This is a genomic window from Lentzea sp. NPDC059081, from assembly GCF_042738015.1.
In the GTDB taxonomy this organism is placed as follows: domain Bacteria; phylum Actinomycetota; class Actinomycetes; order Mycobacteriales; family Pseudonocardiaceae; genus Lentzea.
In genome coordinates this window covers 123,841-148,352 of record NZ_JBHYGW010000003.1, presented here as the reverse complement: position 1 = coordinate 148,352, position 24,512 = coordinate 123,841, and the positions used below count along the sequence as shown (strand labels likewise).

The 24,512-nt window shown below is 68.5% G+C and carries 31 protein-coding genes and 1 tRNA gene; 20 read left to right on the top strand and 12 right to left on the bottom strand.

The window, feature by feature from the left end; all coding sequences use genetic code 11:
• Window positions 1-4: 4 nt before the first annotated feature.
• From ACFWV3_RS08240 to ACFWV3_RS08230, 3 genes are all read right to left on the bottom strand, one after another.
• On the bottom strand, window positions 5-925 hold the full coding sequence (locus tag ACFWV3_RS08240) for an esterase-like activity of phytase family protein (protein ID WP_382409681.1): 921 nt from the start codon (window positions 923-925) through the stop codon (window positions 5-7).
• A gap of 87 nt (window positions 926-1,012) precedes the next feature.
• Window positions 1,013-1,576 (bottom strand): HhH-GPD-type base excision DNA repair protein, encoded by a 564-nt coding sequence (locus ACFWV3_RS08235; RefSeq protein ID WP_382409679.1) that lies wholly within the window; start codon window positions 1,574-1,576, stop codon window positions 1,013-1,015.
• Window positions 1,577-1,623: 47 nt separating this feature from the next.
• Window positions 1,624-2,739, bottom strand: coding sequence for a DnaJ domain-containing protein (locus ACFWV3_RS08230; protein ID WP_382409677.1), 1,116 nt, complete (start codon window positions 2,737-2,739; stop codon window positions 1,624-1,626).
• A gap of 106 nt (window positions 2,740-2,845) precedes the next feature.
• Between ACFWV3_RS08230 and ACFWV3_RS08225 the strand changes: the two genes are divergently transcribed.
• Window positions 2,846-2,919 (top strand) — tRNA-Ser (locus tag ACFWV3_RS08225).
• 164 nt (window positions 2,920-3,083) lie between these two features.
• A complete protein-coding gene (locus tag ACFWV3_RS08220; RefSeq protein ID WP_382409675.1) occupies window positions 3,084-3,344 on the top strand; it encodes a Prokaryotic metallothionein in 261 nt (86 codons plus the stop codon).
• Here the strand turns inward: ACFWV3_RS08220 and ACFWV3_RS08215 are convergent.
• On the bottom strand, window positions 3,341-3,955 hold the full coding sequence (locus ACFWV3_RS08215) for a TetR/AcrR family transcriptional regulator (protein ID WP_382409672.1): 615 nt from the start codon (window positions 3,953-3,955) through the stop codon (window positions 3,341-3,343). The two genes, ACFWV3_RS08220 and ACFWV3_RS08215, sit on opposite strands and share 4 nt — an antisense overlap.
• A gap of 60 nt (window positions 3,956-4,015) precedes the next feature.
• Between ACFWV3_RS08215 and ACFWV3_RS08210 the strand changes: the two genes are divergently transcribed.
• Window positions 4,016-4,351: a nitroreductase/quinone reductase family protein gene (locus ACFWV3_RS08210; RefSeq protein WP_382409670.1), complete on the top strand. Its 336-nt coding sequence runs from the start codon at window positions 4,016-4,018 to the stop codon at window positions 4,349-4,351.
• Between the two features lie 4 nt (window positions 4,352-4,355).
• On the opposite strand, the gene ACFWV3_RS08205 is transcribed toward ACFWV3_RS08210, so the two are convergent.
• From ACFWV3_RS08205 to ACFWV3_RS08195, 3 genes are read right to left on the bottom strand one after another with little or no spacing between them, the layout of a single operon-like run.
• Entirely contained in the window at window positions 4,356-4,940 is a 585-nt protein-coding gene (locus tag ACFWV3_RS08205; protein ID WP_382409668.1) for an ABC transporter permease, read from the bottom strand.
• Window positions 4,941-4,959: 19 nt separating this feature from the next.
• On the bottom strand, window positions 4,960-5,439 hold the full coding sequence (locus ACFWV3_RS08200) for a TetR/AcrR family transcriptional regulator (protein ID WP_382409666.1): 480 nt from the start codon (window positions 5,437-5,439) through the stop codon (window positions 4,960-4,962).
• A complete protein-coding gene (locus ACFWV3_RS08195; protein ID WP_382409664.1) occupies window positions 5,436-6,485 on the bottom strand; it encodes a medium chain dehydrogenase/reductase family protein in 1,050 nt (349 codons plus the stop codon). The genes ACFWV3_RS08200 and ACFWV3_RS08195 overlap by 4 nt, the downstream gene beginning before the upstream one ends.
• Window positions 6,486-6,593: 108 nt before the next feature.
• On the opposite strand from ACFWV3_RS08195, the gene ACFWV3_RS08190 reads away from it, so the two are divergent.
• Window positions 6,594-7,220, top strand: a complete 627-nt coding sequence (locus tag ACFWV3_RS08190) for a TetR/AcrR family transcriptional regulator (protein ID WP_382409662.1) — start codon at window positions 6,594-6,596, stop codon at window positions 7,218-7,220.
• 1 nt (window position 7,221) lies between these two features.
• Here ACFWV3_RS08190 and ACFWV3_RS08185 read toward each other — a convergent pair whose 3' ends face one another.
• From ACFWV3_RS08185 to ACFWV3_RS08175, 3 genes are all read right to left on the bottom strand, one after another.
• On the bottom strand, window positions 7,222-8,166 hold the full coding sequence (locus ACFWV3_RS08185) for a ribose-phosphate diphosphokinase (protein WP_382409660.1): 945 nt from the start codon (window positions 8,164-8,166) through the stop codon (window positions 7,222-7,224).
• 10 nt (window positions 8,167-8,176) lie between these two features.
• On the bottom strand, window positions 8,177-8,659 hold the full coding sequence (locus ACFWV3_RS08180; RefSeq protein ID WP_382409657.1) for a hypothetical protein: 483 nt from the start codon (window positions 8,657-8,659) through the stop codon (window positions 8,177-8,179).
• Between the two features lie 199 nt (window positions 8,660-8,858).
• Complete coding sequence (locus ACFWV3_RS08175) at window positions 8,859-9,671, bottom strand: metal-dependent hydrolase (protein ID WP_382409655.1); 813 nt, start codon at window positions 9,669-9,671, stop codon at window positions 8,859-8,861.
• Between the two features lie 116 nt (window positions 9,672-9,787).
• Here ACFWV3_RS08175 and ACFWV3_RS08170 point away from each other — a divergent pair, with 116 nt between their 5' ends.
• The 12 genes from ACFWV3_RS08170 (at window position 9,788) to yhjD (ending at window position 20,937) form a co-directional block, all read left to right on the top strand.
• Window positions 9,788-10,630, top strand: a complete 843-nt coding sequence (locus tag ACFWV3_RS08170; RefSeq protein WP_382409653.1) for an SDR family NAD(P)-dependent oxidoreductase — start codon at window positions 9,788-9,790, stop codon at window positions 10,628-10,630.
• A 79-nt stretch (window positions 10,631-10,709) separates the two neighbouring features.
• Window positions 10,710-11,933 carry an NADP-dependent isocitrate dehydrogenase gene (locus tag ACFWV3_RS08165; RefSeq protein ID WP_382409651.1) on the top strand — a complete coding sequence of 408 codons (1,224 nt, stop codon included), beginning with the start codon at window positions 10,710-10,712 and terminating at the stop codon, window positions 11,931-11,933.
• A gap of 167 nt (window positions 11,934-12,100) precedes the next feature.
• Window positions 12,101-12,412 (top strand): SH3 domain-containing protein, encoded by a 312-nt coding sequence (locus ACFWV3_RS08160; RefSeq protein ID WP_382409649.1) that lies wholly within the window; start codon window positions 12,101-12,103, stop codon window positions 12,410-12,412.
• 44 nt (window positions 12,413-12,456) lie between these two features.
• Window positions 12,457-12,675, top strand: a complete 219-nt coding sequence (locus ACFWV3_RS08155; RefSeq protein WP_382409647.1) for a hypothetical protein — start codon at window positions 12,457-12,459, stop codon at window positions 12,673-12,675.
• Window positions 12,676-12,686: 11 nt separating this feature from the next.
• Window positions 12,687-13,481: an exodeoxyribonuclease III gene (locus tag ACFWV3_RS08150; protein WP_382409645.1), complete on the top strand. Its 795-nt coding sequence runs from the start codon at window positions 12,687-12,689 to the stop codon at window positions 13,479-13,481.
• Between the two features lie 60 nt (window positions 13,482-13,541).
• The gene (locus tag ACFWV3_RS08145; protein ID WP_382409643.1) at window positions 13,542-13,838 is read left to right on the top strand and encodes a nucleotidyltransferase family protein; all 297 of its coding nucleotides are present in this window, start codon (window positions 13,542-13,544) and stop codon (window positions 13,836-13,838) included.
• Window positions 13,828-14,172: a DUF86 domain-containing protein gene (locus ACFWV3_RS08140; RefSeq protein WP_382409641.1), complete on the top strand. Its 345-nt coding sequence runs from the start codon at window positions 13,828-13,830 to the stop codon at window positions 14,170-14,172. The genes ACFWV3_RS08145 and ACFWV3_RS08140 overlap by 11 nt, the downstream gene beginning before the upstream one ends.
• Window positions 14,173-14,308: 136 nt before the next feature.
• Window positions 14,309-15,967 (top strand): TIGR03767 family metallophosphoesterase, encoded by a 1,659-nt coding sequence (locus ACFWV3_RS08135; protein ID WP_382409639.1) that lies wholly within the window; start codon window positions 14,309-14,311, stop codon window positions 15,965-15,967.
• Window positions 15,968-16,028: 61 nt separating this feature from the next.
• Window positions 16,029-18,551: a bifunctional FO biosynthesis protein CofGH gene (locus ACFWV3_RS08130; protein WP_382409637.1), complete on the top strand. Its 2,523-nt coding sequence runs from the start codon at window positions 16,029-16,031 to the stop codon at window positions 18,549-18,551.
• 122 nt (window positions 18,552-18,673) lie between these two features.
• Window positions 18,674-18,865: a hypothetical protein gene (locus ACFWV3_RS08125; protein ID WP_382409635.1), complete on the top strand. Its 192-nt coding sequence runs from the start codon at window positions 18,674-18,676 to the stop codon at window positions 18,863-18,865.
• 26 nt (window positions 18,866-18,891) lie between these two features.
• On the top strand, window positions 18,892-19,926 hold the full coding sequence (gene trpS / locus ACFWV3_RS08120) for a tryptophan--tRNA ligase (RefSeq protein ID WP_382409632.1): 1,035 nt from the start codon (window positions 18,892-18,894) through the stop codon (window positions 19,924-19,926).
• Between the two features lie 24 nt (window positions 19,927-19,950).
• Entirely contained in the window at window positions 19,951-20,937 is a 987-nt protein-coding gene (yhjD, locus tag ACFWV3_RS08115) for an inner membrane protein YhjD (RefSeq protein ID WP_382409630.1), read from the top strand.
• 51 nt (window positions 20,938-20,988) lie between these two features.
• Here the strand turns inward: yhjD and ACFWV3_RS08110 are convergent, their stop codons facing one another.
• Window positions 20,989-22,260, bottom strand: a complete 1,272-nt coding sequence (locus tag ACFWV3_RS08110; protein ID WP_382409628.1) for a D-alanyl-D-alanine carboxypeptidase family protein — start codon at window positions 22,258-22,260, stop codon at window positions 20,989-20,991.
• A gap of 61 nt (window positions 22,261-22,321) precedes the next feature.
• On the opposite strand from ACFWV3_RS08110, the gene ACFWV3_RS08105 reads away from it, so the two are divergent.
• Window positions 22,322-22,549, top strand: a complete 228-nt coding sequence (locus tag ACFWV3_RS08105; protein ID WP_382409626.1) for an SCO4848 family membrane protein — start codon at window positions 22,322-22,324, stop codon at window positions 22,547-22,549.
• An 8-nt stretch (window positions 22,550-22,557) separates the two neighbouring features.
• Window positions 22,558-22,908, top strand: coding sequence for a hypothetical protein (locus tag ACFWV3_RS08100; RefSeq protein ID WP_382409625.1), 351 nt, complete (start codon window positions 22,558-22,560; stop codon window positions 22,906-22,908).
• Window positions 22,909-23,144: 236 nt separating this feature from the next.
• On the opposite strand, the gene ACFWV3_RS08095 is transcribed toward ACFWV3_RS08100, so the two are convergent.
• Window positions 23,145-23,369, bottom strand: a complete 225-nt coding sequence (locus ACFWV3_RS08095; protein ID WP_382409624.1) for a hypothetical protein — start codon at window positions 23,367-23,369, stop codon at window positions 23,145-23,147.
• A gap of 10 nt (window positions 23,370-23,379) precedes the next feature.
• Between ACFWV3_RS08095 and ACFWV3_RS08090 the strand changes: the two genes are divergently transcribed.
• Complete coding sequence (locus tag ACFWV3_RS08090) at window positions 23,380-23,547, top strand: LPXTG cell wall anchor domain-containing protein (RefSeq protein ID WP_382409622.1); 168 nt, start codon at window positions 23,380-23,382, stop codon at window positions 23,545-23,547.
• A gap of 39 nt (window positions 23,548-23,586) precedes the next feature.
• Window positions 23,587-24,501: a hypothetical protein gene (locus ACFWV3_RS08085; RefSeq protein ID WP_382409620.1), complete on the top strand. Its 915-nt coding sequence runs from the start codon at window positions 23,587-23,589 to the stop codon at window positions 24,499-24,501.
• The last annotated feature ends 11 nt before the right edge of the window (window positions 24,502-24,512 follow it).

Here is a 24,512-nt window from a genome sequence, read left to right as displayed (position 1 = left end):
TGTTTCAGGCCGGGCAGTCGAGGGTGCCGCTGCGCAGAGCGTGCTTGTCGGTGTTGTCGTCGTCCGACCAGATCGCCGTCCTCTTGCCGTTGATGCAGCTCGGAGAGATCGCGAAGCCTTCGAGGTTGAGGTTCGGCAGCTTCGACGGCCGGTCGTAGGTGTTGGTGAGCTTGAACTTGCCGCCGCTGATCGTGAACGTGGTGGCACGTCCGCCGCAGTGGTCGTCGCAGGTCGCCCACAGCCGCGTGCCGTCGAACTCGAGCTCCATGACCTGCTTCTGCCCGCTCGCGAACTTGGCTATCAGTTTTGCCGTGCTCTGAAGGGCGTACAGGTAGATCTCGCCGGTCGCCTCGAGCCCGACCGCGACCAGCCCGCTGCCGTGGTTCGCATAGTCAGCCGGGTTGTAGAGCTTTCCGGTGTCGTCCTTGAAACTCTGCGCCGTGAGGAACGTGTCCGGCACCCACGCGATGCCCTCGGGCCCTTCGTTGGGATCGGTCTCCGGCATGCCCGGTAACGCCCACTGCTGCTCCGCGGTGCTCTGCGTCCCGTACTTCAGCACCGTCGGTGCACTGACGTCCTCGTCGTCGTTGTCCCGCTCGGAGACGACGAACAACCCGTCCGGCGTGCTCACGACACCTTCGGCGTCCGGATCGCCCTGTCCGTCCGCGAAGCTCAACGCCCTGCTCTGCGCGATCTGCCAGGCGCTGCCCGACGGCGTGAGCCGGTAGAGCGTGGCCGGACTGTTCTTGACGGCCCAGAGCGTGTTCGCGCTCTCGAACGACAGCCCGCTCAGGTTCTTGCCGAACACGTTGGAACCGTCAGCCGTCCTGATGGCCGAGTCGCCAGGCCACGCGCTCGCTTGCGCAGGTGTGGCCATGAGCCCGAGCACGAGGACCGTGAAAACGCCGATCGCCTTGATGCGCATCGCAACGCCCCTTCTCCCGCGAGGCACGATGGCACCTCGTCGGGGACGGCGGCGTGCGTCCAGTGGACCAGACGATGAACAGCAGGGCTACTTCTTGGCCGCTTTGGCAGCCTTCTTGAAGTCCCGGACCTCCAGCAACGACTTCTGGTCCGTCACATCGGCCACGCTGCGCCTGGCCCCGGCCTCGCCGTAGTGCCCGGCAGCCTCCCGCCACCCGGCCGGCTCGACGCCGAACTGCTTGCCCAGGAGGGCGAGGAAGATCTTGGCCTTCTGGTCCCCGAACCCAGGTAGGGCCTTGAGCCGCTTGAACACCTCCTTGCCGTCGCCGTCGGCCCAGATCCCGGTCACGTCGCCGTCGTAGTGCTCGACGACGAACTGCGCCATCGCCTGCACCCGCTTGGCCATGGAGCCGGGGAAGCGGTGGACGGCGGGCGGGGTGGCCATGATCGTTGCGAAGGCCTCGGGGTCGGTGTCGGCGATGCGGTGGACGTCCAGGCCGTTCATGCGGTCGGCCAGGACCTTGGGGCCGGAGAAGGCCTTCTCCATGGGAATTTGCTGGTCGAGCAGCATTCCGGTCAGCAGGGCGAACATGTCCGACGCGAGGAGTGCGTCCGCGTCGGGGTTCTGCGCGAGGCACACCGTGCGGGTCATGGCGGCAATGCTCGCACGAGGGTTGAAGCGCTGCTCAGCGGTGTGGGCTAGGCGCCCGCCACCCGCACTTCCGACACCACCTGACGCACCAGCACCCGCAGCGCCTCCCGGTCCACCGTCGCCGGGTCGTCCGCCAGCCACTCGCCGATCTCCCGCACGAACTGCTCCGGCGTCATCGGCGGCACCTCGAAGTCGAGGTCGTCGTCGCAGGTGACCTCGCCGGCTCGGGAGGGGTAGACGACCAGGGCGCCGCGGATCTCCAGCCACGGCAGGAGCTCGGCGAAGCGTTCGACGCCGTCCAGCAGCTGGGTGCCGCCGCCTCGGAACGGGTGGCCGTTGCGCCAGAGCTCGCCGTCCTCGTCGCAGTAGTAGTGGCCTGGCAGCCACGACTTCGACTCGATCAGGACCAGGCGGCGGCCGCAGAGCAGGGCGTGGTCCACGTCGGTGAAGACCGAGCCCGGCCAGGCCAGGCCGTGGAAGATGCGCACTCCTGGTAGCTGCGTGAGGTACTCGGTGAGGAGGCCGGCGGTCAGTCTTTCGCGTCTGTTTTCACCCGGACGGCCGAAGATTGTGTTCCCGTCGTACTCGCCGGCGAACGCCCGTTCGGCTCGGGCGAGGGCGGTGTAGCGGCGGACCAGTCGGAACGCTCCGTAACCGGCGCCCGCCACCAGGGGGAGCCAGACGGCCAGCAGGAGCGGGGACAGGGGCATGGCCAACGGGAGCAACAGGACGAACCAGCCACCGATCGCGGCTGCTGCCGGGGCGTGGCCGAGGCCTGTGGCGGGGACGTAGCGGACTCGGGCGCCCAGGTCGATTCGGTTCCACCAGTCCATCGAGCCCAGGTCGACCCGCGGGCGCGGTGCCATGTAGTTCGGGTCGTCGCCGAAGTCGCGCAGCCGGCCCGTGTGGCCTGTTCGGCGAGGTCGCGGGCGTGCTGCCGGGCGGGTGGGCGTGGGTGCCACGCGCACCGGGCGGTCGTAGTCGGCTCGGCGGACCGGGTCCTTCAGCGTCTCGTAGGCCTCCTGGAGCAGGCGGAAGCCGCCAGACGTCCCACCCGCGTCGGGGTGCATGACCTTGGCGAGAGAGCGGTAGGCCGACTTGATCTCCGAGGCACTGGCGCCCCGGCTGACACCGAGCAACTCGTAGTAGTCGATCCCTGGCACGACACCGTCCAGTCCGAGGTTGATGCACGAACCTTATTGGGTCCAACACTTTCGCAGGGCATACGGCCCGCGATTCGCCGACTAGTGTGAGTGGCGCGGTGGCGATGGGGCCTGTAGCGCAGTGGTCGACGCGCCCTCCGGAACGGAGGGAGAACGCCGGTTCGAATCCGGCCGGTCCCGCTCAGCATCCGGTTTTCCTCCTTCCCGCTTCCTCCTACGGACGAGGTGTGTCCCCGGTTCGAGTCAGTCCTTTGTGGACTCGGGTCCGGCTGCCCCGGAAATCTCGGTCGCGCAACTCGACGGCCGAGTTGCCGGGCCGGCTGACCTGCCGCAGTCTTCCGCGCATGGCGACCTGTGACGTCTGTGGCAACGAGTACTGGATGGCCTTCGAGGTGCGCACCGTCGGCGGTGGTGTGCACACGTTCGACAGCTTCGAGTGCGCGATCCAACGGCTGGCGCCGCGCTGCGAGCACTGCGACTGCCGCGTGATCGGGCACGGTGTGGAGGTGGAGGGCAAGTTCTTCTGCTGCGCCCACTGCGCCCGGACGGGCTCGTCCGACCTGGGCGCCCAGATCCGCGACACCGTCGGCGCGCATCCCGGTTAGGTCAGCACGAGGTCGAGGCCCAGCGGCACGGGCGGCGGCAGCTCGTCCGTGCCGCTGCGGAACGATTCCAGCAGGTAGGCGACGAGCCGTCGTGACGCGGCCGTCGACATCTCCACCGGCACGCCCGTGAGCCCGGCGTTGGCCATGAGCACCAACGTCAGGTCGTGCGGCGAGAAGTCGGCGCGCAGCACACGGCTGTCCTTGGCTCGTTGCACCAACGCGGCGAAGCACTCCCACGTCCGGTCACGCACCTCGGACTGCATCTCGGGGAACGACGCGACGAACGCGGCCGTGAACCCGCGGTCGCACGCCTGGAGCAGGCACACCTTCTCGATCACCGTGCTGAAGCCGCGCCACGGGTCGGGGTCCGCGAGCGCCTCCTCGATCGCCGCCTGGCACACCGCGAACTGCTCGGTGAAGGCCTCCATCACCAGCGCTTCCTTGGTGGGGAAGCGGCGGTACAACGTGGCGACGCCGACGCCCGCACGGCGTGCGATAGCGGCCATCGGCACGTCGATCCCGCGTTCGGCGAACAGTTCCCGTGCGACGGTCAGCACCCGTGCGCGGTTCTCTCGCGCGTCGGCACGCATCTGAGACGGTTCGGTGGTCACTTCTTCTCACTTCACGTCAAGTGGATGGGGTTCTCCACTTACGAGGTTACGTTCGTGGACATGGACTTCAAGGCACCGCTCGTCGGCCGGTTCAACAAGTGCGTCGTCGGGCTGCGCGACGCTCCGCTCGTCGGGAAGCTCGTGCGCAAGGGCATCACCGTCGTGTCCTACACGGGCCGCAAGTCAGGTCGTACGTTCACCACACCCGTTGGCTACCAACGCAAAGGCGATGTCGTCGACATCAAGGTGATGATGCCGGACTCCAAGAGCTGGTGGCGCAACTTCAACGGCGAGGGAGCCCCTCTCACGTTGGAACTCGATGGCACCCAACGGACCGGACATGCCACATCGCACCGTGACGACAAGGGTCGTGTCACGGTGCGAGTGCAGCTGTAAGACGTCAGGCAGCCAGCGCGGCCAGGCGTCGGCGCTCCAGGAACGCCGCCAGCAGGTACGCGCTGCCGCCCAGCACGGCCAGCACGCCGAAAAGTCCTGGCGAGGGGACGAACAACGCCGCCGCCGCGATCAGCGCGAGCCACGTGCCCAGGTTGTAGTGCAGGGCGTTGCGGCGGACGACGCCCTCGGCGAGGTAGATCATGCCGACCACGATGCTGGACCCCGTCGGCCAGAGCACGGTCTGCAGGTCGGGCTGGTCGAACGCCGTGCTCAGGCCGGTGATCGCCAGCGCCAGCGCGGTGAACCCGGTGACCCAGGCCGTGCCGACGAGCCTCTCCGCTCGTCGGCGGGCCTCCGGGGCGCCGCGCTGGGCCCGCAGCGAGGACGTCATGGCGAAGGCGGTGCCGGCGGCGAGACCCGCGCCGAGCAGGGCGACCGGCAGCCAGCCCGGCATCTCCACCGCGCCGCTGCGGGACAACGCCGCGCTGCCGTGGCCGAAGACGTAGGCGAAGGCGAAACCGAGGTAGGCGACGCGGTTGTCGACCTCGCCGGCGGGGACGACCGCGGCGCGGACGGCGGTGGCGTTCATGGCAGGGACCTCCGGGAAGTCAGATGAGGGACGCGATCAGGCGCGGCGCGAGCACCGCGAACTGAGGGGGTGAGCGGCGGAACGCCGCGCGCTGGTCGGCCAGGCCGTGCAGGCCCAGCCACAACGTCAGGGCGTCCGCCGCGGGATCAGTGCGGACCGAGTCGGTGAGAACCGTCGTGAACAGCCGCAACGCCGGTTCGGAGAGGTCGGCCGCACCGAACATGACGCGGTAGCGGCGGGGGTGCGCGAGGGCGAAGTCCAGGTAGGCGACGCCCGCGGCGTAGGCGTCGTCGGCGGCGAGGACGGCCGCTTCGAGCTCCTGGAACGCCCCTTCGCACACGGCTCGCAGGATCGCCGCGGCATCGGGGAAGTGCGGGTAGATCGACGAGGTCGGCAGCCCGGCCTCGCGGGACACCGCGCGCAGCGTCACGGCGCGGTCGCCGTCGACCAGCGCGGTCGCCGCCGCCACGATCAGCGGGCGGCAGCCGGGCCTGCTCACGGCTCCGGGACGATGACGACCTTGCCGAGGACGGTGCGCGACTCGGCCAGGGCCAGCGCGGAGGCGGCCTGCGACAACGGGATGCGCGCGGCGATCTGCGGGGTCAGCACGCCGGCGGCGACCAGGCGGAGCACCTGCGTGAGGTCGTCGCGCAGCCGGGCGCGGAAGGTGGTGAGGCGGAAGCGCTTGCCAGCCCAGAAGTTGTAGAAGCCGGCGCCCTTGCCGTTGGGCAGGTAGTTCCACAGCGCCAGGCGGGCGAACAGCAGCAGTACGGGCAGCATCGCGTTGCCGGGCTCGTCCTTGGTCGAGGCGGTGCCGTAGTTGACCAGCGTGCCGCCGCGACGCAGCAGCTTCCAGGACTCCTTCAGGCCGGCACCGCCGACGTGGTCGAACACGGCGTCGACGCCCTCGGGGGCGAGCTCGCGGATCTTGGCGTACAGCTGCGGGTCGCGGTAGTCGACGGGGGTCGCGCCGAGCTCGCGGACCGCGTCGTGGTGGCGGGCGGAGGCCGTGCCGATCACCTTGATCCCGGCGTGCCGCGCCAGCTGGACCAGCGTCGAGCCGACGCCGCCGTTCGCGCCCAGCACGACGATCGTGTCGCCGCGCTTCACCTTCGCGGTGCGGTACATCATCTGCCACGCCGTGACGCCGTTGACCACGACGGTCTCCGCGGCGGCGGCGTCGACCCCGTCCGGCACGGGCACCAGGTCGGCGGCCTCGACGACCAGGTGGCTGGCCCACGCGCCGACCTTGGTGACGACGGCGAACCGGTGCAGCTTCAGACCGCGGTCCACGCCCTCCCCGACGGCGACGACCGTGCCGACCAGGTCGTAGCCGGGCACGAAGGGGAACGCCGGCTGGTCGTAGTACTTGCCCAGGCGCATCTGCTGCTCTGCGAAGGAGACGCCGGTGGCCTCCATGCGCAGGACGACCTGGCCCTCACCCGGCGCGGGCAGGTCCCTGACCCGCACCTGAAGACCCTCTGGCTCGACCACGCCCGGCAGGACGACCTCGGTGGCGCGGGTGGTGGAGGTGGTGGCGTTCATCGTCTGGCTCCTTGCGGTCCGTTTGTGCTTACGGACATAAGCTAACGCCCGTAAGTGTACGAGCGCAAGGCCTAACGGCCATAAACTTTCAGGTGTATGGTTACGACCGTGACGAACACGGAACCGCGCAGGCGAAACCGCAGGGGCGAGGGCGGGAAGCTGCGGGAAGAGATCATCGCCGCGGCGGTCGAGATCCTCGACGAGGGCGGCGACGAGCGCTCGGTCACGCTGCGCTCGGTGGCGCGCAAGGCGGGGATCGCGGCGCCGTCGATCTACGCGCACTTCGCGGACCAGCCGTCGATCATGCTGGCCGTGGTGCGGCGGGAGATGGACGGCCTGGCGGCGGCTCTGCGCGAAGCCGACGAGAACGCGGGAACCGATCCGCGCGCGCGACTCCTCGCCGTGTGCGACGCCTACCTGGACTTCGCCAGGGCGCACCCGCAGCGGTACCGGATCATGTTCGGCGGTCTGTGGACGCCGTCGGTGGAGGACACCTCGATCACCGACGACGACCTGGAGTCACTGGGCGTCGAGCCGCTGACGTTGCTCGCGGAACGGCTCGGCGCGTGCGTGGAGGCCGGGATCGCGCGTGGCAGCGACGACCTCTACGGGGACGCGGTCGCGTTGTGGCTCGGGATGCACGGGCTTGCGCACCAACGGGCCGTCGTGCGCAAGATGCCCGGTCCCGACGACGTGGCGGAGCGCCTGATCAAGGCGCTCGCGCACCTCGAGTAGGTCAGGGGGCCTCGAACAGGGTCGAGACGGACTCGCCGACGTTGATCCGCCGCATCGCCTCGGCCATCGCCGGCGCGATCGACAGCACCTTCAGCTTCGGCACCGTCTTCTCCGCGGGGATCGGCACGGTGTTCGTCGCGACGATCTCCAGCACGTCGTCGAACGCCTGCAGCCGGTCCAGCGCGCCGGACGAGAACAGCCCGTGCGTGCAGGCGACCCTGATCGGCCCCGCGCCGCGCTCGCGCAGCTTGTCCAGCAGCTCTATCACCGTCGAGCCCTTGGCGATCTCGTCGTCCAGGACGATCACGTCGCGCCCGGCCACGTCGCCGATCACGGTGGAGATCTGCACCTCGTCGTCCGCGAACCGCTGCTTGGCGCCGGCCGCGACGGGCAGGCCGAGGATGCGGGCGAAGTGCGCGGCTTCCTTGGCGTTGCCCAGGTCCGGTGACACGACGACGGTGTTCGTCAGGTCGTACTGCGAGAAGTGCGCGGCGAGTTCGCGCAACGCGTGCAGGTGGTCCACGGGCACCGAGAAGAACCCGTGCACCTGCGGGGAGTGCAAAGTCATCGCGAGCACCCGTGACGCGCCGGCGGACACCATCAGGTCGGCGACCAGTCGTCCGCCGATGGAGATCCGTGGCGCGTCCTTCTTGTCCGACCGCGCATAGGCGTAATGCGGCAGAACGACGGTCGTGCGCGCAGCTGATGCCCCACGGGCGGCGTCGAGCATCAGCAGGAGCTCGACGAGGTGCTCCTGGACCGGCGGCACCAGCGGCTGGATCAGGAACACGTCCCGCTCGCGGCAGTTCGCCTGCAGCTGCACCTCGAGGCAGTCGTTCGCGAACCGGGTCAGGCGGCTCGGTGACAGGTCGACGCCGAGGTGCCCGCAGATCTCGGCGGCGAGTGAGGGATGGGCAGAACCACTGAAGACAGCGATGTCACGCACATCGACGAACCTAGTCGACGACCAGCACCAGCTTGCCGTCCCGGAACAGCGGCGTCAGGTTGCCGCGCGTGTCGACCGTGTGCGTGCCACGGGGGAGAACGGCCTCGATCGCCGTGAACGCGATGATGTCCGAGACGCCGTGACGGCCGCGCAACGACCGTTGGCCCTGGAACCGCAGAGCGCGCCCCTCTCGACGGTATTGATGGGCCTCGGCAGCAGTGGAGGCGCCTACTCGAAGCGCCTCCGGGCCTACCTGACGTGCCGACGAGGCACCCCGCACCGCGACTCCGAAGCCCTGTTCGACGAGCGAGGTCACCACCGCGTCGGACGGGGGGACGGGGACCATGAAGGACATCGCGTGGTGGCCGTCGACCTCGTGCACCACGACGGTCCGGGCTGTGGTCAGCACCGTGTCGTGCAGTTCCAGCGCGATCTTCTCCGCTTCCCAGCGGTTTTCGTGGCCGGCGTCGATGCCGACGTAGGTGCTGGTCACCTGACCTCCACTTGCGCGGACGAGGGTGTGTCCGCCTGCGGTTCGAACCCCGCATGGTGCCAGCGCGGCTCATAGGATCGCTCGACCTCGGCCTGTGGCGTTGGCAACGTTGTCCTCCACATGGCGAGACCGGGTTCGTGGAGGCTAGACCGATCGGGTGAGACTCAGGTAGCCGCTGAATGGCTGGAAGTGGAACGTTTCAGATACCCATCGGCAGCAGGTCCAGCCAGTCCAGGAACGGCAGCGCGCCGGTGCCCTGCAACGCCGCGAGGCCGAGCCACACCGACAGGACCGTGATGATCGGCCCGACGATCGCCATCTCGACCACACCGCCGGTCTTCATCCGCATGATCTTCGGCGGTGCCACGGGGAACCACGTCTTGCCGGCGATCGGGATCGGCCACAGGATCGGGCAGCCCTGCTCGGTGATCGCGTCCCCGAGGTAGTGCGCGAAGCACCCGATGCCGACCGCGATCCCGCACGCCGCCGCCGACGCGTCCGTCTGCGCGGTCCACGCGATCATCGCCCAGGTGATGCCCGCCGACACCACGGTGATCAGCAGCGCGTCCTGCTTGGGGCACCAGTCGTTCATGATGCCGCGCACCGCCAGGCCGGCGAACACGAACATCAGGACCGGCAACGCCCACTTCTGGCTGTTCTGCACGACCGTGGTGGTGAAGACGGCCGCGAACAACGCGAAGACGAGTGTGTGCGTGAGACCGCGATGTCCCCCGTCCCGCTTGGAATCCCGCTTCAGGCGCGTGGTCCGGTAGACGAAGCTGCTCAACGCGTTGATGCCCGCGGACAGTCCGCTGCTGAGCGCCCCGAACGTGCGCGAGATGGTCGAACCGGGGTGGTCGAGGTCCGGCAGGAGCGCCGCGCCGGTGGCCAGGACCGCGCCGACGGCCCAGCTCTGCGGCGTGAGCTGGCCGATCGGATGACTCGACGCGAGGGCGGTGACGGCGCTCCAGGCGAGCAGCCCGCTCATCGCATGTGTTGGCCCAGTTGACACTTACGTCCTCTCCAGTGATCACCCGATCGGTGTGAACAGTAGTCGTTCGGTATCAAGCGTCACGGGAGCAACTCCATATGTCCGGACAACTGATTCCCGACGGATGGAGTTCGGACATGACGCAGGTGTGGCTCGTCACCGGCAGTTCCCGCGGCCTCGGACGCAAGATCGCGGAGGCGGTGCTCGCCGCCGGCCACCGGCTCGTCGCGACCGCCCGCAACCCGCGCGATCTCGACGACCTCGTCTCTCAACACGGCGACCGGGTCAGATCTGTTGCACTCGACGTGCGCGACCCCGAGCTCGCGAGGGCGGCCGTCGCGACCGCGGTGCGCGAGTTCGGCCGGCTCGACGTCGTCGTGAACAACGCGGGCGCGGGCCGCGTGACCTCGATCGAGGAGTGCGCGGAGGCCGACTTCCGCGACCAGCTGGAGATCAACCTGATGGGCGTCGTCAACGTCACCAGGGCCGCGCTTCCCGTGCTGCGCAAGCAGCGGTCCGGCCACTTCCTGACGATGGGTTCGACGGCGGGCCACACGGCGCTGGGCGGCGGGCTCGCGCCGTACGTGATGTCCAAGCACGCGCTGAGAGGGTTCAACGAGTCGTTGGCCGCGGAGTGCGCGCCGTTCGGCGTGAAGGCGACGATCGTCGAGCTCGGCGGCATGCAGACGGACTGGACCGGCCCGTCCCTGGTGGTGACCGAGCCGGGCGAGGACTACGTTCCGTCTGTCGGGGTACTGCTCGGCATGATGCGCGGCGCGCACGGCAACATGCCTGGTGACCCGGCCAAGGCCGCCCGCGTCCTGCTCGACGTGGTAGCCATGGACTCACCGCCGCTGTGTCTTCTGCTGGGCAGCGACGCGGTGGATATGGTGCGTCTGGCAGACCAGGCACGGAATGCGGAAATCGACAAGTGGGAGCACGTGAGCCGGTCGACCGACCGCGAGCCTGAATCGGTGTAACCAGGGTCGCAGGTACGGGTGGGCGGTTTACCAGTACGCTTGTCTTGCTTGCATCGTCGCGAGAGGAGCGCCCGGAGTTATGGGCAAGATCAAGGTTCAGGGCACCGTCGTCGAGCTCGACGGCGACGAGATGACCCGGATCATCTGGCAGTTCATCAAGGACAAGCTGATCCACCCGTACCTGGACGTCACTCTGGAGTACTACGACCTGGGCATCGAGCACCGGGACGCCACGGACGACCAGGTCACGATCGACGCCGCCAACGCCATCAAGAAGCACGGCGTCGGCGTCAAGTGCGCCACGATCACGCCGGACGAGGCGCGCGTCGAGGAGTTCGGCCTCAAGAAGATGTGGGTCTCGCCGAACGGCACGATCCGCAACATCCTTGGCGGTGTCGTCTTCCGCGAGCCGATCATCATCTCGAACGTGCCGCGGCTGGTCCCGGGCTGGACGAAGCCGATCATCATCGGCCGTCACGCCCACGGCGACCAGTACAAGGCCACCAACTTCAAGGTGCCCGGCGCCGGCAAGCTCACGATCACGTTCCAGCCGGAGGACGGCTCGGACCCGATCGAGCACGTCGTCACCGAGTTCCCGGCGGAGGGCGGTGTGGCGATGGGCATGTACAACTACAACAAGTCCATCGAGGACTTCGCCCGCGCCTCGTTCTCCTACGGCCTGCAGCGGGGCTACCCCGTCTACATGTCGACGAAGAACACGATCCTGAAGGCCTACGACGGTGCCTTCAAGGACATCTTCCAGCGCGTGTTCGACGAGGAGTTCAAGGCGGAGTTCGACGCCAAGGGCCTCACCTACGAGCACCGCCTGATCGACGACATGGTCGCCGCCGCGATGAAGTGGGAGGGCGGCTACGTCTGGGCGTGCAAGAACTACGACGGTGACGTCCAGTCCGACACGGTCGCGCAGGGCTTCGGCTCGCTCGGCCTGATGACGTCGGTCCTGATGACGCCGGACGGCAAGACGGTCGAGGCCGAGGCGGCGCACGGCACCGTGACGCGCCACTTCCGCCAGCACCAGGCCGGCAAGCCGACCTCCACGAACCCCATCGCGTCGATCTACGCGTGGACCCGTGGCCTCATGCACCGCGGCAAGCTGGACGGCACCCCCGAGGTGGTCCGCTTCGCCGAGGCGCTCGAGGAGGTCGTGATCGAGACGGTCGAGGCCGGTCAGATGACCAAGGACCTGGCCCTGCTGATCAGCAAGGACCAGGCGTGGCTGACCACCGAGGACTTCCTCGCCGCGCTCGACGAGAACCTCAAGAAGAAGATGGCGTCGTTCTGACGTCCGCGCTCTGAGGAAGGCCACCCCGGTCACGCCGGGGTGGCCTTTTCCTTTGTGCGTCACCCGGTCGGTTCCTCTTGCGGGTGGTTGCCCCGTTTCGTCGTCCTCGCGTGTGTTTTTGCCGCTATATCTGCTGCTTGAAGGCAGTTCGCGGGTCGGGAGGCGTCATGTTCGGAGTACCGGTCAGGGGTTTGATCGTGATCGGCGTGCTGGGCGTCGCCGGCGTGATGTACGCCGTGAACGGCGGCAAGCCGATGGGCAGCGACAAGGCCGCGGAGATCTGCAAGATCACGGTGACCGCCGACATCCTGAACGTCCGCTCCGGCCCCGGCGACCTCCAGCCGATCGTCTCGACGATGCCCCGCGACGCCGTGACCGCGGCCCAGTCGCGCGTGGAGAACGGCTACCGCATGCTGAGCGACCAGCGGTGGGTCAGCCAGCAGTTCACGGCGCTGACCAGCGACTCGACCTGCAAGTAGCGTCCGTTTCCTCCGCATTGCTCCGGTTGCGGGATACTGGGGGCATGTTGCGGAACATGTTCCGGTGGGGCAGGGCCAAGAACCTCGTGCCGTGCACCTGCGAACCCGAGTGGCAGGGCCTCTACACGGAGATCGAGGGCCAGCGCCAGCTCGCCCTGCCCCGCGACGAGATGGCGACGCTCGTCGGCTACCTGGACCTGACCGCCCACTGCGCGGGCTGCGGTGCCGAGTACCCGAAGCCCTGGGGCCTGGCCTCCCAGTAGGCTTCCCCGTCGTGCTCACGATCTCCACGGTCAACGTCAACGGCCTGCGCGCCGCCGCGAAGAAGGGCTACCTGCCGTGGCTCGCCGCTTCCTCGGCGGATGTGGTGTGCCTGCAGGAAGTCCGGGCCGAGCCTTCGGAGTTGGCTGCGGAAGTGCACTCGCCTGTTGGGTGGCACGGCGTGTACGCGCCTTCTTCTTTGAAGGGCCGTGCGGGCGTTGGTGTGCTCTCGCGCGTTGAGCCTTCTTCGGTTCGTGTGGGCTTTGGCGTGGCCGAGTTCGAGGCCAGCGGTCGGTACGTGGAGATCGAGCTGCCCGGTGTGGTGGTGGCTTCGTTGTACCTGCCCTCTGGGGACGTGGGGACCCCTCGGCAGGACGAGAAGGACCGGTTCATGGCGGCGTTCTTGCCTTATCTCGTGTCGTTGCGGGAGAAGGCGGCTGTGTCCGGGCGTGAGGTCGTCGTGTGCGGGGACTGGAACATCGCGCATCAGCAGGCAGATCTGAAGAACTGGAAGACGAACCAGAAGGAGTCCGGGTTCCTGCCTTCTGAGCGGGAGTGGATGACCTCGGTGTTCTCTTCGGGGTACAGCGATGTCGTCCGGTCGCTGCATCCTGATGTGGCTGGGCCTTACTCGTGGTGGTCTTACCGGGGGAAGGCTTTCGACAACGACTCCGGGTGGAGGATCGACTACCAGGTCGCCACTGAGGGGTTGGCTGGTCGGGCGACTTCAGCTGTGGTCGAGCGTGCGGCGACGTATGCGGAGCGGTGGTCGGACCACGCGCCAGTGACGGTCACGTACTCGGACTGACCTGACGCCTCGGATCAGGCACAATCGTGCCCGTAGGAGGTGATGAGGATGCATGAGGTCGTGGCAGCCAAGCTGGCGGAGATTGAACAACTGTGCCGTGAGCTGAGTGTTCGGCGTCTGGACGTGTTCGGATCGGCGGTCAGCGGCTCGTTCGACGTCGCGACAAGCGATGTCGACATCCTCGTCGACTTCGAGGTCGGGTTCGGCTTCGACCACTTCGGCAGCTACTTCGCGCTGAAGGAAGGCTTGGAGCGGATCCTGGGTCGGCCGGTGGACCTGGTGATCAACGAGAGCATCCGCAACCCGTACTTCCGAAAGCAAGTCATGGAAAGCAAGGAAAACCTGTATGCAGCGTGACCCCCGCACGTACCTGTGGGATGCGCTGCGCGCCGCTGAACTGCTTGAGCAGTTCAGCGGAGGCAAGTCCTTCACGGACTACCTGGCCGATGCGATGCTGCGGTCGGCGGTCGAGCGGCAGTTCGAGATCATCGGCGAAGCGTTGAACAACCTGTCGAAGGTCTCTCCCGAACTTGCCGACGCCGTCCCCGACCTGCGTCGCATCGTCGCGTTCCGCAACATCCTCATCCACGGCTACGCCAGCGTGGACGACGCGCTGGTGTGGCAGGTGCTCACTGAGAAGCGACCGAGGCTCGAAGAGCACCTTCGCCAGGTGCTGGCAGGGCTTGATTGACGCATGGTCGTCTACTCCGACTGACCCAGTCCGGGCAGCCTTTATCGCTCCCGTCACCCCGCAGCCCACTCGATTCCACCCGTCAGCTCCCTGAATATGAACACGATTCACCATCAATGAATCGGGAGCGCACACCATGACGGGCTTCAACCGGCGCAACTTCCTCCTCGCGATGGGCGTGGGCGCCGCCGGCGTGCCACTCCTGGAGCGCCAAGCGTTTGCGTCCACCGCGGGCACCACGCTCGACACCGTGGCCACGCCGATCGGCGCCACCGGCTACCGCAGGCTCGCGGAAGGACCCGGCTGGCCGACCGTCGTCCGCACCGACCTGATCCCGGCCAAGCCGAACCGGGCAGCCCGAAGGCAGGCGCTCGCCAGCTTCGTGCAGTTCAGCGACATGCACATCTGCGACGCCCAAAGCCCGCTCCGCTTCGAATACCTCCACCCGTACCTGGGCTCCAGCGCGCACCGGCCGCAAGAAGCACTCACGGCACAAGGCAGCACGTCTCTCGTAAGGCGCGTCAACGCCGTCAAACGAGGGCCGCTCACCGGCAGGCCGTTCGACTTCCTCATGACGACCGGCGACAACACCGACAACCACGAGAACGTCGAGCTCGACTGGTTCCTCACGATCCTCAACGGCGGCGCGATCACCCCGAACACGGGCGACAGTCGCTACGAAGGCGTGCAGAACGCCGGCATCAGCACGTTCTGGCAGCCGGACCTCGCAAGCGCGGACGACTACAAGGCCAAGGGCTTCCCGCAGCTCAAAGGACTGCTCGACGCGGCGATAAAGCAGTTCACCAGCCCCGGCCTGGACATCCCCTGGTTCGCCACGATCGGCAACCACGACGACAGCGTGGTCGGCGCGTTGCCGGACGGGCTGCTCGACGGGTGGTACACCGGGAGCAAGAAGATCTTCGGCTTCGGCGACCCCGTGCAGAACGCAAAACTCGCGCGAGCCTTCACCGACCCCGGAGCCGTTCCGGATGCGATGGGCCTCCTCGGCCAGAACCCGCCGATAAGGACCGTCGCGCCCGACGACCGGCGCAGGCTGTTCACGACCGGCGAGTTCGTGCGCAAGCATCTGCCTACGGGCGGGCATGGGTACACACAGGCCAACGCAGACGGTGTGGACGTCTTCTACACGTTCCGGATGGCGCCTGGCGTCACGGGCATCAGCATGGACACGACGAACCTCGCCGGCTTCTCCGCGGGGTCTATCGGGCTGCACCAGCTCAGCTGGATCGAGAAGACGCTCCGGCGCAACAGTTCGCTCTACTACGACTGGCTGGGGCTGCCGCAGCGGCAGAACGTCACCGACGAGCTGTTCGTGCTGTTCAGCCACCACACGTCCAAGACGATGGGCAACGTGCTGCCGGACCGGCGCAGGCCGTTGGACCCGCGGATGAACGGCGACGCGCTGGTCAACCTGCTGCATCGGTTCCCGAACGTGTTGGCGTGGGTCAACGGGCACACACACCGCAACGTCATCACGCCGCATCGGCACGGCACGCCGAGCAGGAGCTTCTGGGAGATCAACACCGCCGCGCACGTCGACTACCCGCAGCACGCGCGGGTCATCGAGGTGGCGGACAACGGCGACGGCACGTTATCGCTGTTCACGACGCTCCTTGAGGCCGATGCGCCCTATCAGGTCGACTACGACGACCGGAGTGACCAGGGGCTGGCCAGCCTGTGCCGGGAGTTCACCTACAACGACATCCACTCGCGCACCGACCCGCTGGGCACGCCGCTCGACCGGAACACGGAACTGCTGGTCTCCGTCCGCTGAGTGGGATGTCCCACAGCCGGTCGCACCTGATCAGGAATTTCGGCGGCTTAAGGTCGTTGACGTGGCAGTGGACATCTCTCTGAACCCACCGCAGCCCCGTCCGAGCGCGGCGGCGATGCGGCGTGCCTTGCGGCGGGCCGCGGACGGCGCTGTGCTCGACGCGACCGAGGCGGCCGTGCTGTTGCACGCGCGTGGGGAGGACCTCGACTCGCTGCTCGCGGCGGCGGGGAGGGTGCGGGACGCGCACCTGCTCGCGGAGGGGCGTCCCGGGGTCGTCACGTACAGCCGGTCGGTGTTCATCCCGCTGACCAGGTTGTGCCGCGACCGGTGCCACTACTGCACGTTCGCGACCGTGCCGCACAAGCTGCCGGCGGCGTTCCTCGAACGCGACGAGGTGCTGGCGATCGCCCGCGCGGGAGCCGAACAGGGCTGCAAGGAAGCGCTCTTCACGCTCGGCGACCGGCCGGAGGAGCGGTGGCCCGCAGCGAAGGAGTGGCTGGAGGCGCGCGGGTTCGAGTCCACTTTGGACTACGTGCGGGCCAGTGCCATCGCGGTGCTGGAGGAGACCGGGCTGCTGCCGCACCTCAACCCCGGCGTGCTGAGCTGGGAGGAGCTCACGCGGCTGCGGCCCGTGGCGTCCAGCATGGGCATGATGCTCGAGACCACGGCCGAGCGGTTGTGGAGCGAGAAGGGCGGGCCGCACTACGGCAGCCCCGACAAGGAACCCGCCGTGCGCCTGCGGGTCCTGACCGACGCCGGCCGGGTGAACGTCCCGTTCACCACCGGGATCCTGATCGGCATCGGCGAGAACCTGACCGAGCGCGCCGAGTCGTTGCTCGCGATGCGGCAGGTCGCCAAGCAGTACGGGCACATCCAGGAAGTCATCATCCAGAACTTCCGCGCCAAGCCGGACACGGCGATGCGCGGCATGCCCGACGCCGACCTGACCGAGCTCGCGGCGACGATCGCCGTGGCACGCCTCGTCATGCCGTCGACCGTGAGCGTCCAGGCGCCGCCGAACCTGGTCGGCGAGGAGTTCGGCCTCATGCTGCGCGCGGGGGTCGACGACTGGGGCGGCGTCTCGCCGATCACGCCCGACCACGTGAACCCCGAGAAGCCGTGGCCCCAGGTCGACAAGCTCGCGGACATCACGCGCGATGCCGGGTTCTCGTTGCAGGAGAGGCTGAACGTCTACCCGCGCTACGTCCGCGCGGCGGCCGGGCAGTGGATCGACACCCGGCTCACCGCGCACGTTTCCGCGCTGGCCAAGGAAAACGGCCTCGCGAACCCGGACGCGGAGGTCGTCGGCCGCGAGTGGCAGGAGCCCGACGGCGGGCTCGACACGTACGGTCGTGCCGACCTCAACACCGCGATCGACACCGAGGGCCGCACGAGCGACCGGCGCGGCGACTTCGACGAGGTCTACGGCGACTGGGACGAGCTCAAGATTCCCGTTGCGCCGCAACGACTCTCCGAAGACGTCCAACGTGGACTGAAGATCGCCGCGAACGACCCGGCCGCGTTGCTCGCCGACACCGACGCCGCCATGGCGCTGCTCACCGCCGACGGCGACGCGCTCGAGGAGATGACCAGGCTCGCCGACGACCTGCGGCGCGAGGTGGTCGGCGACGACGTCACGTACGTCGTCAACCGGAACATCAACTTCTCCAACGTCTGCTACGTCGGTTGCCGCTTCTGCGCCTTCGCGCAACGGGAGCGCGACGCGGACGCGTTCCGGCTGAGTGCGGAGGAGGTCGCCGAGCGGGCCCAGGAAGCGTGGGACGACGGCGCCACCGAGGTCTGCATGCAGGGCGGCATCGACCCCAAGCTCCCGGTGACCTACTACGCGGACGTCGTGCGTGCCATCAAGAAGCGCCTGCCGGACATGCACGTCCACGCGTTCAGCCCGATGGAGATCGTCTCCGCCGCGGCGAAGGCGGGCGTGAGCGTGCGCGAGTGGCTCACGGAGCTCAAGGAGGCCGGCCTGGACACGATTCCCGGCACCGCGGCCGAGATCCTCGACGACGACGTGCGGTGGGTGCTCACCAAGGGCAAGCTGCCGACCGCGACCTGGCTCGACGTCGTCGGAACGGCCCACGAGCTGGGCATCCGCTCGTCCAGCACGATGATGTACGGCCACGTCGACCACCCCGGTCACTGGCTCACGCACCTGCGCGTGCTGGCGAAGCTGCAGGACCGCACTGGCGGGCTGACCGAGTTCGTCGCGCTGCCGTTCGTGCACCGCAACGCCCCCATCTACCTGGCCGGAGTCGCCCGCCCCGGCCCCAGCCGCCGCGACAACCGCGCCGTGCACGCGTTCGCACGGCTGGCGCTGCACGGCCGGATCGACAACATCCAGTGCTCCTGGGTCAAGCTCGGCGACGAGGGCACCGCGGAGATCCTCAACGGCGGCGCGAACGACATCGGCGGCACGTTGATGGAGGAGACCATCAGCCGCATGGCGGGGTCGGAGCACGGATCGGCGCGAACTGTGCGTGAGCTCGAGACCCTGGCTTCGCTCGCAGGGCGTAACGCCCGTCAGCGGACTACGACATATGGGCGAGTGCGAACCGATCGCGGGTGACCGATAGTCTGATTCGGCGCATCGACGCTACCGGCCATCGGTAGCTTGGCGGCCAATCAGTCAGCAAGGTTCACCCTTCCGGGGTGGGTCTGTGCCTTGGGGAGGCTCGGCAAGTGCACGGCATGAGTCTGGTACTGAGCGCTGCGGTTGAGAGCAGCATGACCGGTACTGCTGCGGGTCCCGTGGGTCTGATCGCGGTCACCGCCGGCGTCGGCGGTCTGGTGTTCGGCCTGGTGAAGCGGCGCAAGCCGGCGCCCGTCACGGCCGCGAACCAGCGCATCGACCTGGTGCAGCAGGACACGGCGCAGAACTGATCCACCCGGTCTGAGAAGATTTCCGCGTGTCCACGGAGAACGCGCCCGCAGAAGCCACCGCGCCCGTCAAGCGCCCCCGCGTCCTGTCCGGCATCCAGCCGACGGCCGGGTCGTTCCACCTCGGCAACTACCTGGGTGCGGTGCGGCAGTGGGTGGCCCTGCAGGAGGCGCACGACGCGTTCTACTGCGTCGTCGACCTGCACGCGATCACCGTGGAGCAGAACCCGAAGGAACTGCGGCAGAACACCCGCGTCTCGGCCGCCCAGCTGCTCGCGCTGGGCATCGACCCGGACCGCGCGACGCTGTTCGTCCAGTCGCACGTTCCCGAGCACGCCCAGCTCGGCTGGGTCATGCAGTGCATGACCGGCTTCGGCGAGGCGTCGCGGATGACCCAGTTCAAGGACAAGTCCGCGCGCCAGGAGCAGTCCGTCGGCGTGGGCCTGTTCACGTACCCGATCCTGCAGGCCGCGGACATCCTGCTGTACCAGGCGCACTACGTGCCGGTCGGCGAGGACCAGCGCCAGCACCTGGAGCTGACCCGCGACCTCGCGACGCGGTTCAACTCGCGCTACGGCAGGACGTTCCGCCTGCCGGAGGCGTACATCGTCAAGGACACGGCCAAGATCTTCGACCTGCAGGACCCGACGGCGAAGATGAGCAAGTCCGTGCCCGGCGGTGTCGTGGAGCTGCTGGAGGACCCGAAGCGCTCGGCCAAGAAGATCCGCTCCGCCGTCACCGACACGGGCCGCGAGATCGTCTTCGACGTCGAGAACAAGCCGGGCGTCTCGAACCTGCTGACGATCTACTCGGCGCTGACCAGCCGTTCTGTCGAGTCGCTGGTCGCCGACTACGACGGCAAGGGCTACGGCGACCTGAAGAAGGACCTCGGCGAGGTCTTCACGGAGTGGGTCACGCCGGTGCAGGAGCGCGTGAAGATGTACCTCGACGACGTGGCGTCGCTGGACAAGATCCTGGCCGCCGGTGCCGAGCGCGCGCGTGAGGTCGCGTCGGGCACGTTGCGCCGTACGTACGACAAGATCGGCTTTGTTCTGCCGGAGTAGTGCACTTGCACTAGCGTCTTCGTCGTGGACAAGTGGCGGCGAAAGTATGCGTGGCTCGACCACATCATGCGTGCGTACGAGCGCTATGACCAGCGGTACGGCGCCCAGCACGCCGCCGCCGTGACGTACTTCAGCGTGCTCTCGCTCGTCCCGATCCTGATGATCGGGTTCGCCGTCGCCGGTTTCGTGCTGCAGTCGCAGCCGGACCTGCTGGCGTCGCTGCGCGAGAGCATCGCCGAGGCCGTGCCGGACGAGAACCTGCGCAAGCAGATCAACGAGGCCGTGAACACCGCCCTGGAGTCCAAGGGCACCGTCGGCATCATCGGTCTGCTCGGCGCCGCCTACTCCGGCCTCGGCTGGATGAGCAACCTCCGCGACGCCCTCACGGCGCAGTGGGGTCAGGCGAAGGGCGAGCTGCCGTTCCTGGGCACGCTCTGGCGCGACCTGCTGGCGCTGCTCGGCCTGGGGCTCGCGATCGTGGTGTCGTTCGGCATCACGGCGGTCGGGTCGGGGCTCGCCGAGCAGATCCTGGAGTGGATGGGCCTCGCGGACCAGGGCTGGGCGCGCGTCATGCTGCGGATCGGCTCGATCCTGCTGTCGCTGCTGGCGAACTGGCTCGTGTTCATCTGGGTGCTCTCGCGGCTGCCGCGCAAGCCCGTCGGGTGGCGCAGCGCGCTGCGCGGGGCTCTCGCGGGCGCGATCGGGTTCGAGATCCTGAAGCAGACCGCCACGATCTTCCTGTCGTTCACGACCAAGTCGCCGACCTCGGCCGCGTTCGGGTCCGTCATCGGTGTGCTGGTGTTCGCGAACCTGGTGGCGCAGTTCATCCTGTTCATCACGGCCTGGACCGCCACCGCGCGGGAGAACGTCGAGCCGGAGGTCGTCCAGCCACCGCCGCCCGCCGTGATCGAGCCCGTGGTGACGGTGAAGTCCGGGCCGTCGCCGTCGTTGATGCTCGGTGCCGGCGCGGTCGTCGGCGCGGTGCTCGGGCTCCGCTGGCGGAAGCGCTAGAGAACGACGAAGGCCCCCGGGCAGCGTGCCGGGGGCCTTTTCGCGTGCTTCTCAGACGCTCTGAGCCGCCTGCTGCGCGGCCTGGCGGCGTGCCCGTGCCGCCTTGGCCCGCTTGTTGCGGATGAAGAGCAGCACGGCGGCCAGCAGGCCGAGGCCCGCCGCGGCCGTGATGGGGAGGCCGACGGTGCCGAACGCGGTCGGCGCCTGACGGCCGTTGTCGTCCGAGCCGGCCGCCGTGTCGGAGGTGCTGCTGTTGCTGCTCTGCGTGGGGACGACGTTCGGCTTCGGCTGGGGAGCGCCGTCGACGAGCTTGCCGACGCCGCCGGGGCCCATCGCGAAGCCGTAGTCGAGCAGCTTCGCGGCCTGCGCGTCGAGGCGCGTCGGGGTCTGCTCGCCGCGCAGCAGGACGACGACGAGACGGCGGCCGCCGCGCTCGGCGGCACCCACGTAGGTGTGCAGCGAGTCGTCGGTGAAGCCGGTCTTGCCGCCGATCGCGCCCTCGTAGTTGCTGAGCAGGCGGTTGTCGTTCGTCAGCATGATCGTGCCGCCGTTGCGGCCGGGGAACTGCGACTGCTTGAGCTTCATGGCGTTCGCGAACTCCTCGTACTTCATCGCGCCCCGGAAGATCAGGCCGACGTCGTAGGCGGAGGTGCTGGTGCCGGGGCCGTCCAGGCCGGACGGGGTGACGGCGCGGGTGTCGAGGGCGCCGAGCTCCTTGGCCATGGCGTTCATCTTCTGCAACGCCCTCGGCACGCCGCCGAGCTGACGGGCGAGCGTGTGCGCCACGTCGTTGCCCGAGGTGAGCAGCAGGCCGTGCAGCAGCTGGCGGACCGTGTACTGGCCGCCGTCCTTGAGGCCGACGCAGGTGCACTCCTGCTGGGTGTCCTCGGCGCTGGCGGTGACGACGAGGTCGCCGCGCAGCTCCTTGGCCACGACCATCGCGAGGAGCACCTTCATGATGCTCGCCGGGCGCTGACGGCCGTGGGGGTCGTAGGCGGCGAGGACGGCGCCGCTGTCGATGTCCGCGAGCATCCACGTCGCCGCGGTGATGCCGCTGGGCGGCTGCGCGGAGTTCGGCGGCAGGATCAGCCCGCACTCGCCGAGCCGGTCACCGCCGATCGGCTTCTCGGGCACCTCGAGCGCGGTCGGGGCCTTCTGGCCGGGAGCGGGCTGCTCCGAGGTGTCCACCGGGGGAGGCGGGGTCTCGCGGTTGGCGCACTGTGCCGAGCCGGCGGCCTGCTGTGCGGTGCCGGTCGGTGCGGCGAACGCGGCAGTGGCCGTTGCTAGGACCAGGGCGACGATGAGCCGTTGGGTGAAAGGCACCCCTTCAGGCTATCCACCCCCGTTTAGCGCCCTGCACGCACCACGTCCGATACTGGTCGGCGTGAAGCTCTCGCGCCCGATGTCACTCTTCCTGGTGGCTTTCGGAGTGTGGTCGTGGGTGATCTGGCCCACGTTCCTGAAGAACATCTGGAACGACCCCCGTTCGTTCAACGACGGACCTACCCCGTTCTTCACGGTGCACCTGGTGCTCGTGATCGCCTCGCTCGTGTTCGGCACCGTCATCGGCGTGCTGGGCGTGCGGGGCTTCCTGGCCACTCGACGTCGATAGGAAACGCTGTGGAGTTCGTACGGCTGCTGCTGGTGTTCCTGCACCTGCTGGGCATGGGCATGCTCGTCGCGATGATCATGTTGCAGGCCAGGGCGGGGAAGGAGGCGCCGGTCAACAAGGGCTGGCTGCACGGCGCGGCCCTGCAGCTGCTGACCGGTCTCGCGCTGGTCGGCATCGACCCGCTGGTCGACTCCGTGAAGTACGACCACGTCAAGATCGGCGTCAAGCTGGCCGTGGTCGTGGCCATCGCGGTCGTCGTGGCGATCAACGTCAACAAGCCCAAGGCGCCGTCCTGGCTGCTGCCGACCGCCGCGTCCCTGGTCGTGCTGAACATCGGCGTCGCCGTCTTCTGGACCTGATCGGGCGATCTCTTGATCACTCGCGGGTGACGTGCGGGCGAATTGGTCGCGACGTGCCGTATGTGGGCCAACGATCGTGGCATGTCACGTATCGCCTATATCGGTGTGCTCACCGCCGGTGCGGTGTTGACGCTCGTCGCACTGCACGGTGCCGCCCCCGAGGCAGAGGCCTCGGGGGATGGCCGGGTGTGCGCCGCTGCGTGGTGCCCGAAAGAACGTCCTGGATGGCGTGCTCCTCAGGAAAGAGGAGAGCCGACGGACGAGACCACCACGACCACTCCGGCCACGACCACCACCACGGAGACGACGGAGACGACGACCACGACTCCGCCCACTACCTCCACCACCACCGAAACCACGACCACCACCACCGACACCACGGAGACGACGACCTCGACCTCGTCGACCACTCCGACAACGACCTCGACTTCGTCGACCACCACACCGGAGACGACGACCACGACGCCGCCGGTGTGGACGACGACCCGGCCGGTCGCCGCGCCGCCGCGCTACGAGGACAACCGCCTCGCCAACACGGGCGCCTCGACCGGCTGGACCGTGCTGCTGGGCGTGCTGCTCGTCGCCGCGGGCGCGCTGATGCTGCTGATCGACCGCGGCAGGCGCCGCATCCGGGCCTGATCCCCGAAAACTGTCGGTGGTGCTCGTCACACTGATGACATGCGAATCGAACACCTGCGCGAGCGCAGCGATCTCGGTGTCATCAGTGCCGGCGCCCTCCGGTCACTGGGAGTGGCGAACCCTTGGCTGAAATGCCGGCCGGGTGGGCCGTGGCAGCGCATGCACCCCGGCGTGGTGCTGCTGCACAACGGCCCGCCCACCCGCGACCAACACCTGACCGCCGCCCTGATGCGCGCAGGCCCCGGAGCCGTCGTCACGGGCGCCGAAGCCTGCCGCCGCCACGGCCTGCCCGCCCGCGGTACCGAGATCCACGTGCTGGTGCCGGGTTCGGTGCGCGGCAGCGGTTCGCTGATCCTCGAACGCGCCGTGCCGATGCCTGCGTCGTCCGATGTGGACGGCTTCCCGGTGGTGTCCGCCTCTCGCGCTGTGGTGGACGCGTGCCGGCTGCTCCGATCTTCCGACGAGGCCACGGCTTTGGTCGCCGCTGCGATCCAACGTGGCCGCTGCACGCCTGCTTCTCTTGCCGAGGAGGCGCGGTGCAATCGCTACGGCACCAAGCTGGTGCGTGATGTTCTGCGCGAGTTGGGACGCGCTGAGTCCGTTGCCGAGCGGGATGCTCGTCGGTTGTCGCGTCGGATCCGGCTGACCACGCCGTATTGGAACGTCACGATCGCCGACGCCGCTGGTGTGGTCGTTGGCCGGCCGGATGCGTGGTTCGACGACGTGGGGCTTGCCTGGGAGATCGACTCTCGGGCGTTTCACTACGGGGCTCGGGATTATGAGCGGACTTTGGCGCGGAACAGCCGGTATGCGGCGGCGGGGATTCTCGTGGTGCAGACGTTGCCGACTCGGTTGCGGGACTGTCCGGAGGCGGTGGGGCGGGAGTTGAAGGCCGCGCATCGGGCGGCGGGGGCTCGGACTCGGCCGCCTGTGCGGATCGTGGAGGTGGGTTGAGAGGGTAGGGC